Origin of the sequence: Rhodococcus sp. ARC_M12 (assembly GCF_022810385.1) — a bacterium.
Taxonomy (GTDB): Bacteria; Actinomycetota; Actinomycetes; order Mycobacteriales; family Mycobacteriaceae; genus Rhodococcoides; species Rhodococcoides navarretei.
Window position 1 is genome coordinate 1 of the sequence record NZ_JALGQI010000014.1, and the last position, 14,220, is coordinate 14,220.

The 14,220-nt window shown below is 65.2% G+C and carries 14 protein-coding genes; 7 read left to right on the forward strand and 7 right to left on the reverse strand.

The genetic code is table 11. The features are described 5' to 3' along the window. The first annotated feature begins 189 nt into the window (after positions 1–189). The 4 genes from MTX35_RS17625 (at position 190) to MTX35_RS17640 (ending at position 4,728) form a co-directional block, all read left to right on the forward strand. On the forward strand, positions 190–1,125 hold the full coding sequence (locus tag MTX35_RS17625; RefSeq protein ID WP_243596217.1) for a 4-(cytidine 5'-diphospho)-2-C-methyl-D-erythritol kinase: 936 nt from the start codon (positions 190–192) through the stop codon (positions 1,123–1,125). Beyond that, on the forward strand, positions 1,125–2,921 hold the full coding sequence (locus tag MTX35_RS17630) for an ABC-F family ATP-binding cassette domain-containing protein (RefSeq protein ID WP_243596218.1): 1,797 nt from the start codon (positions 1,125–1,127) through the stop codon (positions 2,919–2,921). Before MTX35_RS17625 ends, MTX35_RS17630 begins: the two co-directional genes overlap by 1 nt. Positions 2,922–3,000: 79 nt before the next feature. Next, complete coding sequence (locus MTX35_RS17635) at positions 3,001–3,684, forward strand: DUF4166 domain-containing protein (RefSeq protein WP_243596219.1); 684 nt, start codon at positions 3,001–3,003, stop codon at positions 3,682–3,684. A gap of 45 nt (positions 3,685–3,729) precedes the next feature. Next, on the forward strand, positions 3,730–4,728 hold the full coding sequence (locus tag MTX35_RS17640) for an enoyl-CoA hydratase/isomerase family protein (protein WP_243596220.1): 999 nt from the start codon (positions 3,730–3,732) through the stop codon (positions 4,726–4,728). A gap of 10 nt (positions 4,729–4,738) precedes the next feature. Here the strand turns inward: MTX35_RS17640 and MTX35_RS17645 are convergent, their stop codons facing one another. Then, the gene (locus MTX35_RS17645; protein ID WP_243596221.1) at positions 4,739–5,092 is read right to left on the reverse strand and encodes a hypothetical protein; all 354 of its coding nucleotides are present in this window, start codon (positions 5,090–5,092) and stop codon (positions 4,739–4,741) included. 55 nt (positions 5,093–5,147) lie between these two features. Between MTX35_RS17645 and MTX35_RS17650 the strand changes: the two genes are divergently transcribed. Beyond that, a complete protein-coding gene (locus tag MTX35_RS17650) occupies positions 5,148–5,387 on the forward strand; it encodes a hypothetical protein (RefSeq protein WP_243596222.1) in 240 nt (79 codons plus the stop codon). A gap of 164 nt (positions 5,388–5,551) precedes the next feature. Here the strand turns inward: MTX35_RS17650 and pnuC are convergent, their stop codons facing one another. Together pnuC and MTX35_RS17660 are read right to left on the reverse strand one after the other, a co-directional pair. After that, the gene (gene pnuC / locus MTX35_RS17655; protein WP_243596223.1) at positions 5,552–6,205 is read right to left on the reverse strand and encodes a nicotinamide riboside transporter PnuC; all 654 of its coding nucleotides are present in this window, start codon (positions 6,203–6,205) and stop codon (positions 5,552–5,554) included. Between the two features lie 9 nt (positions 6,206–6,214). Next, positions 6,215–7,909 carry a peptide chain release factor 3 gene (locus MTX35_RS17660; RefSeq protein ID WP_243596224.1) on the reverse strand — a complete coding sequence of 565 codons (1,695 nt, stop codon included), beginning with the start codon at positions 7,907–7,909 and terminating at the stop codon, positions 6,215–6,217. Between the two features lie 146 nt (positions 7,910–8,055). Here MTX35_RS17660 and MTX35_RS17665 point away from each other — a divergent pair, with 146 nt between their 5' ends. Continuing rightward, entirely contained in the window at positions 8,056–9,690 is a 1,635-nt protein-coding gene (locus MTX35_RS17665; protein ID WP_243596225.1) for a fatty acyl-AMP ligase, read from the forward strand. A 91-nt stretch (positions 9,691–9,781) separates the two neighbouring features. Here MTX35_RS17665 and pth read toward each other — a convergent pair whose 3' ends face one another. The 3 genes from pth to MTX35_RS17680 all read right to left on the reverse strand — a co-directional run bounded on the left by pth (position 9,782) and on the right by MTX35_RS17680 (position 11,931). After that, on the reverse strand, positions 9,782–10,369 hold the full coding sequence (gene pth / locus MTX35_RS17670) for an aminoacyl-tRNA hydrolase (protein ID WP_243596226.1): 588 nt from the start codon (positions 10,367–10,369) through the stop codon (positions 9,782–9,784). A gap of 90 nt (positions 10,370–10,459) precedes the next feature. Further along, the gene (locus MTX35_RS17675) at positions 10,460–11,143 is read right to left on the reverse strand and encodes a 50S ribosomal protein L25/general stress protein Ctc (RefSeq protein ID WP_243596227.1); all 684 of its coding nucleotides are present in this window, start codon (positions 11,141–11,143) and stop codon (positions 10,460–10,462) included. Positions 11,144–11,355: 212 nt separating this feature from the next. After that, on the reverse strand, positions 11,356–11,931 hold the full coding sequence (locus MTX35_RS17680; protein WP_243596228.1) for a TetR/AcrR family transcriptional regulator: 576 nt from the start codon (positions 11,929–11,931) through the stop codon (positions 11,356–11,358). A 73-nt stretch (positions 11,932–12,004) separates the two neighbouring features. Here MTX35_RS17680 and MTX35_RS17685 point away from each other — a divergent pair, with 73 nt between their 5' ends. Beyond that, positions 12,005–12,970 carry a DMT family transporter gene (locus MTX35_RS17685; protein WP_243596229.1) on the forward strand — a complete coding sequence of 322 codons (966 nt, stop codon included), beginning with the start codon at positions 12,005–12,007 and terminating at the stop codon, positions 12,968–12,970. On the opposite strand, the gene MTX35_RS17690 is transcribed toward MTX35_RS17685, so the two are convergent. Further along, positions 12,913–14,082 (reverse strand): aminotransferase class V-fold PLP-dependent enzyme, encoded by a 1,170-nt coding sequence (locus MTX35_RS17690; RefSeq protein ID WP_243596230.1) that lies wholly within the window; start codon positions 14,080–14,082, stop codon positions 12,913–12,915. The genes MTX35_RS17685 and MTX35_RS17690 overlap by 58 nt on opposite strands. Between the last annotated feature and the right edge of the window lie 138 nt (positions 14,083–14,220).

Sequence of the window (14,220 nt, forward strand, 5' to 3'; positions counted from 1 at the left end):
GGGTCGGGTACCGACACATCGTTCGAAGGACAGCCCACCGGGCGTCGGTCACATTGAGAGTCAGGCCCCAACCCACCGCAGATATCCAGTATCACCGGACACATTCATACTCACAGTCACATTGAGTACCCACCGGAGGCCGCCCTGGTGGTGAACTCGGCCGCTGTTTCTCCACTACTGTGGTTACTCGTGCTGTCTGTCGTTCCCACACCCGTCGTCGTTCGGGCCCCATCGAAGGTGAATCTGCATCTCTCGGTCGGTGACCTGCGCCCCGATGGCTTCCACGAGCTGACGACGGTGTTCCAGGCGCTCTCGCTCTCGGACGAACTGTCGCTGATTCCGGCCAAGACACTCTCGGTTCGGGTACGCGGCGACGACGCGAGAGTGGTTCCCACGGACTCCAGAAATCTTGTGTGGAAGGCCGCGGAGTTGCTGGGGCGTCGGGTCGGGCGGGAGCCGTCGGTGGAGATCACCATCGACAAGGGAATTCCGGTGGCCGGCGGCATGGCAGGCGGAAGTGCCGATGCTGCCGCGACTCTGGTGGCACTGAACGCGATGTGGCATCTCGATCTCTCGCGTGACGAGCTCGACGAGGTGGCGGCCGAGCTCGGCAGCGACGTGCCGTTCTCGTTGCACGGCGGCACCGCGGTCGGAACCGGACGCGGGGAAAAGCTGCTTCCGGTGCTCTCGCGCAACAGTTTTCACTGGGTGCTGGCGTTGGCGAAGGGCGGTCTGCAGACGCCTGCCGTCTACAACGAACTCGACGAGCTGCGCGCCAAGGGCAATCCGCCTCGCCTCGGCGGCACCGAGGATCTGATGCATGCGCTGGCGTCCGGCGATGCGCGTGCGCTCGCGCCGTTGCTCGGCAACGACCTGCAAGCCGCTGCGGTGTCGCTGATGCCGCAGTTGCGTCGCACGCTGCGTGCGGGAGTCACCGCCGGGGCGTTGGCGGGCATCGTGTCCGGTTCGGGCCCCACCTGCGCGTTCCTGTGCGCCGACGCCGACGCGGCGGTGTCGGTGAGCGCTGAATTGTCCGGTGCCGGCGTGTGCCGCACCGTCCGTGTTGCGAGTGGACCGGTTCCCGGTGCTCGTGTTGTCACTAGCGAATCGATTGGTTTTTCCTGATGGTCAATCTCGTCAATCTCGAAAACGTCAGTAAGTCCTTCGGCGTGAAACCGCTGCTCGACGGCGTCTCTCTCGGTGTGCAGGAGGGTGAACGCATCGGCATGGTCGGCCTCAACGGCGGCGGTAAGACCACCACCCTCGAAGTTCTCGCCGGCATCGAGCCGCCCGATTCGGGACGCGTCAGCCGAGTCAACGGCCTGCGGATGGCCGTCGTCACCCAGCGTGGTGTGTTGCCGCCCGGGTCGACCGTCGGCCAGGTGGTCCTCGACCCACTCGGAATGGCCGAGCACGAGTGGGCCGGAGATTCTCGGGTGCGGAACATTCTCACCGGCATCGGTATTGCCGATCTCGGACCCGCAGGCAGCTCGGGACTCGACGCGCCGATCGACAATCTCTCCGGTGGTGAGCGTCGACGAGTTGCGTTGGCAGCGGCCCTGGTTCAGGATCTCGACCTCGTGGTTCTCGACGAGCCGACCAACCACCTCGACGTCGAGGGCGTGCAATGGTTGGCCGCACACCTGGTCAGCCGTCGCAGTGCGCTGGTGGTCGTCACCCACGATCGCTGGTTCCTCGACACCGTCGCCAATCGCACGTGGGAAGTGGTCGGCGGCGGCGTCGAGGCCTACGAGGGTGGCTACAACGACTGGGTGTTCGCTCGTGCCGAGCGGTCCCGTCAGGCCGACGCGTCCGAGGAACGTCGACGCAACCTCGCGCGCAAGGAACTGGCGTGGCTGCGCCGCGGTGCCCCGGCCCGTACCTCCAAGCCGAAGTACCGCATCGAGGCGGCCGAGGCTCTGATCGCCGACGTTCCCGCCCCGCGTGACTCCGTCGCGTTGTCCTCCTTTGCTCAGCGCCGACTCGGCAAGGTCGTCATCGAACTCGAGGACGCGCGCCTGGAGACCCCCGACGGCCGCGAATTGGTGAAGGACTTCACCTGGCGACTCGCTCCCGGTGAGCGCGTCGGTCTCGTCGGCGTCAACGGTTCGGGTAAGACGACGATGCTCCGCACGCTCGCCGGTGAACTGCAGCCGGCTTCCGGTAAGCGCATCCAGGGCCAGACCGTCAAGATCGGTTGGCTGAAGCAGGAATTGGACGATCTACCCAAGAAGCTGCGGGTTCTCGATGCGGTCAAGGAAGTGGCCGAGCGGATCACCCTGGGCGACCGAGAGATCTCTGCCGGCCAGCTCGCGGAACGGCTCGGCTTCACCCCGGCGCGTCAGCGCACACCCGTCGGGGATCTCTCCGGCGGTGAGCGTCGTCGGCTGCAGCTGACGCGCGTGTTGATGGCCGAGCCGAACGTGCTGCTGCTCGACGAGCCCACCAACGACCTGGACATCGACACCTTGCAGCAGCTCGAAGACATCCTCGACGGCTGGGCGGGCACTCTCGTCGTCATCAGTCACGATCGGTACCTGATCGAGCGCATCTGCGACTCCACCTGGGCATTGTTCGGCGACGGCAAGCTCACCAACCTGCCCGGCGGTATCGACGAGTACCTGCGCCGGCGGGCCGTCCTCGCGGCCGACGCGACGCCGGACTCGCTGACCACCGGCGGCACACCGCGGAAGGCAACCCGAGATGCCGCCTCCGAACGCGCGGCTCGCAAGGAACTCAGCAAGCTCGAGAAGCTCGTGATTCGACTCTCCAAGCGTGAGGTGGAGCTGCACGCCGAACTCGTCGACGCGTCCACCGAGCCGGGCAAGCTCGTCGCCCTCGACACCGAACTCAAGCAGGTCCTCGCCGACAAGGATGTCGCCGAGGAACGATGGATGGAACTGGCCGCCGAGCTGGAGTGAGCGGCTCCGCCGCATGTGAACGGAACTTCGTAGTCCACTACGAAGTTTCGTGCACGTGCGCGCAGCGCATACTGGAGTCATGACATCGGTCGTCGCGGAAGTACTCGGTTCGGATTTCGCCCGTCTGCATCCCAAGGTTCAGTGGCGTTTCGGATTGCAGTCCTCGGATCATCTCGCTCAGTTCGGGGTGGGCGTGATGGAGGAGATGACCCATTCTCGGCTGGTTCCGCCGCCGTTGCTGTGGGCCGGACGCAAGCGTGGTCTGTTCCCCGCAGGTGTGGGCAAGGACGTGCCGTTCACCATCGCCAACTATGCGTATGTCGACGAATTGGGCCGCGAGACACTGTCTTTCGTGCGTCGCTTTGCCTTCCCCGGTCGGCCGCAGGGAATGAATTCGGTGATGGTGTCCTCCGCCGAGTCCGACGCGTATGCCCTGGACTATCTGGGATTCTCCTCGGACATGGTGGTGCACACCAGATGCGAGGTGGACGCCGAGGGCGGTCTGATTCTCGAGAGCGAGGTACCGCGATTCCTCCTCGGCCCTGTGGCACCGAAACTGCCGAAGGTGGCCTCGGCGCTGACCATCGGCCGGGAGTGGTGGGACGCGTCGGAGGAACGGCATCGCATCGAGATCAAGGTCGAGAGTCCCGTGATGGGCCAGCTGTTCCTGTACCGCGGGTGGTTCACTGCGGAGGAGCGGTCCTGTGCGCCTGCCGATATCCCGGGTGACGCGCGTCCGCGGTCGGTCGAGGCTCGCGAATAGCGCTACTGTTACGCGTCGAACGATCTGCGTGTGAAGGAGTCAACAGTGGCCGTTGTCGAAGCCGAGATCGCGGGTGGCGTGGGGCATATCGTCCTGAACCGGCCGGAGGCACTGAACTCCTTGAACGGTGCCATGATCGAGGGCATCCGCGACGCCCTAGAGGCGTGGCGTGACGACGACGCGGTCAGTTCTGTTCTGGTGACCAGTAGTTCGCCGCGGGCGTTCTGCGCGGGCGGAGACATCAAGGCCATCCGGCAGGCCGTCGTCGACGGTGACGACGAGGCCGGTCGGGAGTACTTCGCGGCCGAGTACGACCTCGACGAGGTGATTGCCGGCTACCCCAAGCCGTACATCGCCGTCATCGAGGCTGCGGCCTTCGGTGGTGGGTTGGGTATCTCGATCCACGGCAGCATCCGCATCGTCACCGAGAACGCGGTGTTGGCCATGCCCGAGACGGCGATCGGCTTCGTGCCGGATGTGGGGTCGAGCTATTTTCTCTCGCGCCTACCGGGCCGCGTCGGACGGTACTTGGCGCTGACGGGAACTCGGATCACCGGATCCGATGCGCTCGCACTGGGTTTGGCGACGCACTTCTGCCCCAGCGAGTCGGTGTCTGCTCTGAAGGCGGACATCCTCGCAGGCGTCGACGTGCACGAGGTGTTGGATCGCTACACCGCCGCACCGCCGACGGCTGAGCTGTCCTTCGACGCGAAGGCGGTGGCGGCAGTGTTCGAGAAGGAATCTCTTGTCGACATCATCGACGCGTTGGTGTGCGACACATCGTGGTCACGGACGACGAAGACTCAACTGGCGACGCTGTCGCCGACGTCCCTGATGGCCACCGACGCACTGATCGCACGCGGGGCCGACAGTACGTTGCGCGAATGCCTCGATCGCGAACTACGGGTGGCGACGTGGATCATCACCGAGCCGGACTTCGCCGAGGGTGTTCGTGCGGTGTTGGTCGATAAGGACCGAGCGCCGCAATGGAAGCCTCTGGTACTCGAGATGGTACGACCAGAGGCGTTCCAGCGACTGCTGTGACCGGCAGCGGTCAGCGGTAGCCCTTGGCGGGGTTCTGCAGGTCGAGCACGATGGTCTGGCCGTTGGAGCGAACGTGGATCTCGGGGTTCTGCAGGCCGCCCGAGACGAGGTACTCGCCCAGGAGCTGGAGAAGCTCGTCGGGGCCGACGGAGGTGTCGGGAGTGCGGATGTCGCCGGTGCGGCTGCCGAGCTCGTTCTGGGTCAAGCGTCCTGCGATACGGACCGATGCGACGCCCATGGCGGTGCGACGGTCGGGTGCCTGACCCCGACCGAGCGACGGCGAGGTGCCGGCGCTGGAGCCGTGAGATGTGGAGCGGCCGTTGGTGGGCAGGCCGTGTTCTGAGATCTGATCGCTTGTAGTCACTTCAACCTCGTTCGATTCCGTGGCGGGCTTATCTGGACGACGTCGATCCGTACGGGTGGGCGCTGAAACCGTGGCGGACGACGGTGCTGGTGCAGGCGTTGTTGCGGACGCCTTCTCGGTGGACGTGGCCTCTGTCGTCGACTTGTCGATGGAAGAGGTCTCGGCCGCCTTCTCGGCGGGCGCTGCCGCCGAAGAATCGGTGCGACCACCGATGGGTGAAGTGGAATCGGACGTCGGCGGCGTCGCCAAACGATGCGCGGGAGCGCCACCGACCTTGATCCCGGCCAGTGGGTAGTTCGATCCCTTTGTCATGTCGTCTTCAACTTCATCGTGATTCCCAGGTGGTTCCGCGCCGAGATGTCACGATCGGGTATCGATCAGGACGAGTCACTCGGCGTCGAGCACGCCAAAACGTACTTTGAGTTTGTTCGGACACGCTGAGAGTAGCATCACGATTGTTTACGACGCCATTTTTTGACCGATGTATTTGTTCTGGATCCTCAACCACACGGCAAATCCCCAGGCAACGAACGCGGCGTACACCAGGTACAGAGCCGCGGACGGGTAGAAACCGGCGATGATGAGCAGTGGCACGCCCACCACGTCCACTGCGATCCAGATCAGCCAGAATTCGGTCAGTCCCCGCGCCATTCCGAAGGTTGCCAACATGGATCCGGTGAAGATCCACGCGTCGGCCCACTTGCCGAACGAGCCGAGATAGCCGAACAACTGCGCGAACACCACCGTGCCGACGATCGCGACGACGACCATCGCCGTCCGCTCCCTCGTCGTGCCCCACCGTGGGAGAACGGCGGACCCCGTCTGCTTGGAATCTCGCATCCAGCGCACCAGGCCGTAGACGCTCACGGCGATGAACATCAATTGCCGACCGGCCTGACCGTAGAGGTCCAACGCTTGCGGCGTATGGAACACGCCGCCGAGAAAGACGGTGAACAGCAACGCATTTCCGATGATCCCCACCGGCCACGCCCACACGACGCGTCGCATCCCACCGATCGCGGAGAGCAATCCGAAGCCGTTTCCGACCACCTCACGCCACAGCACCGGGTTGCCGAAGACACTGAATTCGGCGTCGAGCAGCTCGATCAGCACCTGAAGAGGCTACTGATCGCCGGCGGCGACAAGTGGTTCGAGAGTCAGCTCGGGCATCTCTTTCTGGATGTACTGCAACCGCCATTTGTCGCTGACGAGTGCCAACAGCGCGCCGTCGGTGCGGGTGAACACCTCGACACCGCGCTGGCGACCCAACTCGACCGCCGAGGCCGCGTCGGTGCGTCGGGCCAAGGAGTATCCGAGTGGTTCCATTCGAGCGTCGACGCCGAATTCGGTCTTCATTCGTGCGGTGACCACCTCGAACTGCATGGGTCCGACGGCGGCGAGAACCGGGGACGCATCGCCGCGAATGTCGTTGCGCAACACCTGCACGACGCCTTCGGAGTCGAGCTGCTCGACGGCCCGGCGGAACTTCTTGTACTTGTCGGCGCTGTCGACGCGCAGGGCGGAGAAGTGCTCGGGTGCGAACGACGGGATCGGGGGGAACTCGACCTTCTTGTCGGTGTAGAGCGTGTGGCCCGGGGCCAGGGCGGTCGCGTTCACGAGGCCGACGATGTCTCCGGGGTAGGCATTCTCGACGGTCGTTCGATCGCGACCGAACACCGTCAACGCGTACTTGGTGGTGAACGGCTTCTTGGTCTGCGAGTGCGTGACGACCATGCCGCGCTCGAACACTCCGGAGACCACGCGCATGAATGCCAGTCGGTCGCGGTGGGCGGTGTCCATGCCCGCCTGCACCTTGAACACGACGGCGCTGAACGGGTCGGTGACCTCGCGTACGCCGCCGGAGACGTCGTCACGCGGGCCGGGTGACGGCGCGAGGGCCACGAGGGTGTCGAGAATCTGCCGGACGCCGAAGTTGAGCATCGCCGAGCCGAAGATCACCGGCGACGTCTGGCCGGCCAGGAACATCTCCTGATCGTGTTGCTGACCGCTCGAGATCAGCAGATCGCTCTCCTCGACGGCGGTGTCCCAGTCGACGCCCTCGCGTTCGGCGGCTGCCTCTGCCGACATGAATTCCTCGGGCGCGATGGTCGCACCGCCCGCGGTACGGGTGAAGCGAATGTAGCTGCCGTCCTGCACGTCGAGCAGCCCGCGGAAATCGCCGGCAATGCCGACGGGCCAGTAGAGGGGCGTCGGCGTCAGGCCGATCCGCGACTCGATCTCGTCGAACAGCTCGAGCGGCGACTGGCCCGGGCGGTCCCACTTGTTGATGACGGTGATCACCGGGATGCCGAACTGGCGGCACACCTGGAACAGCTTGAGGGTCTGTGGCTCCAGGCCCTTGGCGGCGTCGATCAGCATCACGGCCGCGTCGACGGCGGTGAGCACGCGGTAGGTGTCCTCGGAGAAGTCGGCGTGGCCCGGGGTGTCGACGAGGTTGATGACGTTGGTGATCTCGGCGTCGGGGGAGGTCTGGTAATTGAACTGCAGCGCAGTCGAACTCACCGAGATACCGCGGGCCTTCTCCATCTCCATCCAGTCCGAGACGGTGGAGCGGCGACCGGCTTTGCCGTGAATGGCACCGGCCTCGGAGATGACGCGTGCGTGCAGGGCGAGAGCTTCGGTGAGCGTCGACTTACCGGCGTCCGGGTGCGAGATCACCGCGAATGTTCGACGCCTCGCGACCTCGGTCTCGAGCTCCTTGGCCGGGCTCTTGGAGGGGCCGGGCTCGTCGAGCGTTGCCGGTCCGGACCCGTCGAGCGTTGCGTCGACGTCGGGGGTGCTGGACGGGGTACTCACGAAAACCTCATTCTCCTAGCAAGGGCGGCACCGAATCGGTCGCCGGGGCAGAAATCAAGGATACGCGGCCCGTTGTACCCCTCGGTCGGGGCGGGAGTGCCTACTGTGAACGGTGGGCCGGGAGATCCCTCACGAGGAGATGCGCGTTGAGCAAGTTCACCGAAGAGATGTTCGAGACCGCGAGCACCAGCAAGCACGGTCTGGTCACCGGCGAGCCCGACGAGGCGCTGCGGCAGTCGTGGGGTGAGATTCACGAGCAGGCGCGTCGGATGGCCGGTGCTCTGGCGGACGCAGGCGTCGAACACGGGGACGCGATCGGCATCCTGGCCGGTCAGCCGGTGGACATCGCGCCCGCGTGCCAGGCGACGTGGATGCGCGGGGGATCGGTGACCATGCTGCACCAGCCCACTCCGAGGACCGACCTCGCCGTCTGGGGCGAGGACACCGAGACCGTCGTGCGGATGATCGAGGCCAAGGCCGTGATTCTGGGGGCTCCGTTCGACATCGCCGCACCGGTGCTCGAGGAGCGCGGCATCACTGTGCTGAAGATCGAGGACATGAAGACCGGTCGCGACATCGATCCGGTGCCGACGGCCGAGTCCGATATCGCGCTGCAGCAACTCACGTCCGGTTCGACGGGTTCGCCGAAGGCGGTGCGGATCACGCACGAGAACTTCTACGTCAATGCGTACGCGATGATCGACCGCATCGAATTCGATGTCGACTCCGACGTGATGATCAGCTGGCTGCCACTGTTCCACGACATGGGGATGGTGGGCTTTCTGTCGGTGCCGATGCAGGTCGGTGCCGAGGTCGTCAGTATCACTCCGCTGGACTTCCTGCGCTCACCACTGTTGTGGGCCAAGCTGATTCACAAATACCGTGGAACTGTCACGGCAGCACCGAATTTCGCGTACTCGCTGCTGGCGCGGCGCTTGCGTCAGGCCGAGGACGATCTGGATCTCGATCTGTCGACTCTGCGGTACGCCTGGAACGGAGCCGAGCCGGTCGATCCGGACACCATGATCGCCCTCGCCGAGGCCGGTGCTCGGTACAAGCTGAACCCGTTGGCGCTCGCTCCGGTGTACGGAATGGCGGAAACGACTCTGGCAGTGTCGATTCCGGATCCCGACCAGGGGCAGGTGATCGACATGGTCGACGCGGATCTGCTCGAAACCCTGGGACGCGCCGTCCCGTCCACCCGTGGCAACACCCGATCTCTCGCCACGCTCGGCAAGTTCGTTCCCGGGTTGGAGGGTCGCGTCGTGGACAAGGAAGGGCAGGTGCTCACCGCCCGTGGCGTCGGCATCATCGAGGTGCGGGGCAAGGCCGTCACGCCCGGATACATCACCGTCGAAGGCCCGGTGTCGACGCAAGACGCCGACGGCTGGCTCGATACCGGCGACGTCGGCTACATCACCGAGGACGAACTGGTGGTCGTGTGCGGTCGCATCAAGGACGTCATCATCATGGGTGGTCGCAACATCTATCCCACCGACATCGAACGGGCCGCGGGCACTGTCGCAGGTGTGCGGCCGGGCAATGCCGTCGCCATTCGGCTCGATGCAGGCGACAAGCGTGAAAGTTTCGCCGTGGCAGTGGAAACCAACGACATCGACAATCCGGACGAAGTCAAGCGCATCGAACGCGAAGTGATCCACGCGGTGCACTCGGAGGTGGGTGTGCGGCCACGCACCGTTGCGGTGTTGGGCCCGGGCAGTATTCCGAAGACGTCGAGCGGCAAATTGCGACGGGCGAATTCGGTGTCGCTGTTGAATTGACGCGGCCGCGGACCTCACACCCTTTCTGCGGGGTGCGCGTGTGCCCTCGGAAGCGAGAAGGGGCGCGCGCCTCAGAAAAAGGGTGTGAGGTTCAGCGAGGGTGCACCCTGTTCTGGGCCGCTTCGAGGCCGGCGGAGAGCAGGAGTTCGGCGGCGTCTGCGGCTTCTTCGACCACGACGCCGAGATCCTTGCGCTCGGCGGCCGAGAACGGCTTGAGCACGAACGACGCCGGATCCATTCGTCCGGGCGGACGTCCGACGCCCACGCGAACCCTCAGGTAGTCCTTGGTGCTCAGATGCTGCGAGATCGAGCGCAGCCCGTTGTGGCCGCCTTCGCCGCCGCCGAGCTTGAGCCGCAGAGAACCGAAGTCGATGTCCAATTCGTCGTGCACCACCACGACGTTCGCCGGGTCGACGGAGAAGAATCGAGCCAAGGCCGCGACCGGCTGGCCCGAGAGATTCATGAAGGTGCGCGGTTTGGCGATGATCACCGAGCGACTGCCGAGGCGAGCCTGCACGATGTCGGAGTTGGACTTCTTGTGCGAGGAGAACGTCGATCCGACGCGTCCGGCCAGGGCGTCGGCGACCATGAATCCGACGTTGTGGCGGGTCTTTTCGTACTGCGGGCCGGGATTGCCGAGGCCTACGATCAGGGCCGGCGCTTCGGGGTCAACACTCACGGTCGTCATTCTCTCATCGGTCATTCGAAACGAACGACGCGCTGCACCCGGCGTGGGAGCAGCGCGTCGTACGCGGTTCGCGGAGCGAGATCAGCTGTCGCTGTCCTTGCTGTCCTTGCTGTCCTCGTCCGAACCCTCGTGGCTCTCCGCCTCTTCCTGAGTCTCGGCTTCGCCTTCCTCGGAGATCGGCTCGGTGCCTTCGCCTTCGGCCTCGAGCTCTTCCTCGGACGGTGCCTCGGTGACGTTGACGAGCAGCTGCTCGGGGTCGGACATCAAGGTGACACCGTCAGGCAGCTGGACATCGCTCGCGTAGTACTGCGTGTCGATCTGGGCGTCCTCGACGGAGATGACGAAGTTCTCGGGGATCTCCAGAGCGTCGGCCTCGATCTCGATGTACGTAGAGTCGGTGACGACCAGGGTGCCCGGAGCGGCATCGCCTTCGACGATGATGTTGACCTCGACGGTGACGCGCTCGCCCTTGTTCAGGACGAGGAGGTCGGCGTGCTCGATGCTGCGACGGATCGGGTGCACGACGATCGACTTGGTCAGTGCCAGCTGCGACTTGCCGTCGATGTCGAGGGTCAGCACAGCGTTGGTGCCATCGTTACGCAGCACGGCTGCGAACGCGCGAGCATCGAGCGCGAGGTGCTGGGGGTCGGTGCCGTGTCCGTAGAGAACCGCCGGAACCTGGCCGTCACGGCGGGTGCGGCGAGCCGCGCCCTTGCCGAATTCGGTGCGGACCTGCGCGGTGAGATTGTTTACCTTCGATGCCATGGTGCTGAATGCTCCTGATAAAAGTGGTTCGTGCGGCGTACTTCGTCGGGCGGTCAAGCTCGTCGGGGCGGACACGAACGAGCGCGGCCAACGGGGCCGAGCCGCGTCGATAACGGTGGATCCGGAATTCATCGGATCTACCCTCGCCGAGACAACCTGGAAGACAATACACGACCAGGTCATGTGCGCGGAAGTTCGACCCCCGCTACGAACTACCGTGCACGTGCGAGCGCAGCGAGCAACTCGGCAGCTATGCCGCGCGCCACGGAGACCGCATCGTCTCGGCCACCTGCCGTCCCCATCACCACCGCACCCTCGTGCACTACCGACAGTCGGGTTCCCAGCTGCTCGGCATCGGGGTATCCGGCCTCGGCGGCCAGTCGCGCGAACAACGATCTCGTCCAGTTCTTCTCCGACTCGATGATCGCGACCACCGGACTGTCGGTGCCGCCGAACTCGGCGAACGCATTGACGAATCCGCAGCCGCGATGGTTGTCGCGCATCCACAGGTCGAGTGCGTCGTACACCCCGAGGATGCGCGCGTCGCCGGGCTCGAGGGACTCGACGTACTGCGTCACGTGATCGCACCACAGGCCGTATCGGCGGGTGAGGTAGTGCTGTACCAGGCCGTCCTTCGAGCCGAAGCGGTCGTACAGGGTCTTCTTCGTGGTGCCGGCCTCCTCGGCGATGAGGTCGACTCCGACGGCGCGGATGCCGCGGGCGTAGAACAGCTCGCTGGCGACGGTGAGGATGCGTTCCCCTGCGGGGGTGAGCGGCTTGTCGAGCATGACGACCTTTCGAAAGCGCTGGTCAGCGGTAGGTGCACTGCAAGTATACAGACCTGTATGTTTACATCGATTCATGAAAGCAAATGTCGACGTCATCGCGGGCACGGCCCTGGTGGTGCTGTGGAGTTCGGGATTCATCGGTGGCGAGCTCGGTACGGCCCAAGCGCCCGCTCATACCCTGCTGGCCTGGCGATACCTTGCCGCTGCACTGCTGCTGATCGCCTGGTGCGGATACCGGCACCTGACGCCCACCTGGCATGCGGTCCGCATCCACACGGTCATCGGCCTGTTCTGCCAGTTCCTCTACCTCGGTGCCACGATCACCGGCATCGGGATGGGCGTGCCACCCGGCGTCGCCGCCCTGATCGCCGCGCTGCAGCCCCTGGTGGTCGCGATGGCGTCGAGCAGGATGTTCGGTGAACGCGTCGGCGGCCGGCAGACGCTGGGACTCGTCGTCGGGATCGCGGGTGTCTCGTTGGTGGTGGTCGGAGACATGTCCGGTGCCGATCTCGCGTGGCCGGTCTACCTACTCCCCGCCGCGGGGATGCTGGCGCTGTCGGTGGGCACGATCGGTCAACGGATGCTGGCACCGAAGGAGCCGATCGCGCTGGCAATGGCCATCCAATGTTCCATCAGCGCAGTCGGATTCATGACGTGGAGTGCGCTGGCCGGAGACGTCGCACCGCCGATGACGTCGGGCTTTCTCGCGGCTGTTGCCTGGACGGTCGTGCTCTCGACCTTCGGGGCATACAGCGCGTACCTGTTCGTCGTGCGTCGCAACGGACCGACTCGCGCCAGCGTGCTGCTCTACCTGACTCCGCCGACGACCATGCTGTGGGCATTGGTGATGTTCGGCGATGCGATCACCTGGCTCGGAATCGGTGGACTCCTGGTTTCTGCAATCGGTGTGGCTGCCTATGTGAGCGACGGTTCGACGGGTCGTTCCGCCGGCTCCACTCCTGCCGACCCTGCTACGAAGTGTCACTCACGTGCGAGCGCAGCGAGCATCGTGTCCAGTTCGGCGAAGGTGACGAAATAGTGGGGAGACGCGCGGACGACGGCGTCGAGTCCCCGGCCCTCCATGTCCACTCGCGTCGAGCCCCGGTGGCTGACCGTCACCGTCACCGAGCTGTCGGCGAGCCGGTCGCGCACGGTCACGGGATCTTCGCCGTCGACGGTGAAGGAGACGATGCCACTCCTGTGATCGCCGAGGTCCCGCACTGTCACTCCGGGAATTCGTCCGAGCCCGGCACGTAGGTATTCGGCGCGTTCGACAACGGCTTCTTCGACGTGGTCGATGCCGACCTCGAGGAGATAGTCGACCGCAGCACCGAGCGCGAGCCTGGCCGCGACGTCGCATTCCCAGAACTCGAATCGCGTGGCGTCGTCGGCCATTCGATACGTCTGTCGGTCGACCCATTGGGCGCTGTGCAGGTCCAGGGCCGGCGGATGCAGCGTCGACGCCAATCCGGGACGCAGGTACAGGAAGCCGGTTCCGCGGGGGCCGCGAAGCCATTTGCGACCGGTGGCGGAGAGCGCATCGACGCCCAATTCCTCGACGTCGACGCGCATCTGCCCGATGGATTGGCAGGCGTCGAGCAGCACCAGAGCCCCGTGGCGGTGCGCGAGATCTGCGACGGCACGAGCAGGGTTGATCAGGCCCCCGTTGGTCGGCGCGTGTACCACCGAGACCAGTTTCACGCGGTCGTCGAGCATGGTTGTCAGCGCGTCGACGTCGATCCGTCCCGACCCGTCACTCGGGACGATCTCCACCGTCGCGCCCGTGACCTCGGCGCGGTGGAGGGCGGAGATGGCATTGCTGGCGTACTCGGCCTCGCACAGCAGGATCCGATCACCAGGGGAGAGGGGTACCGAGTAGAAGAAGTCCGTCCAGGCCCGCGTCGCAGAATCACTCAGTGCAATGCTCGGCGCCGGGGCTCCGATCAGAGTTCCGATCGAGGTCTTGACGGCTGCGAGGTCGTCGAGCCGCTCGCTCGCGGCCCGGTAGCCACCGATTTCTGCTTCTCGCCGCAGATGTGCGATCGCGGTATCGAGGACGACGGTCGGGGGCAACGAGGATCCGGCGCTGTCGAGAAACACCCGGCCCGACGCACCGGGGGTGTCACGTCGAATGCGGTCGTGATCGAGCATCGGTGGTCCTTTCGGTAGCGAACTCTCGGGCACCAGAGTTCCACAATCGGTAGCCTCGTCAGGGCGCGGGATCGCGGCGTTTTCGATCCCCGCAGCTGGGTACGTTCGGTAGCGAAGAACGTGTTGAGTGCGGAAAGA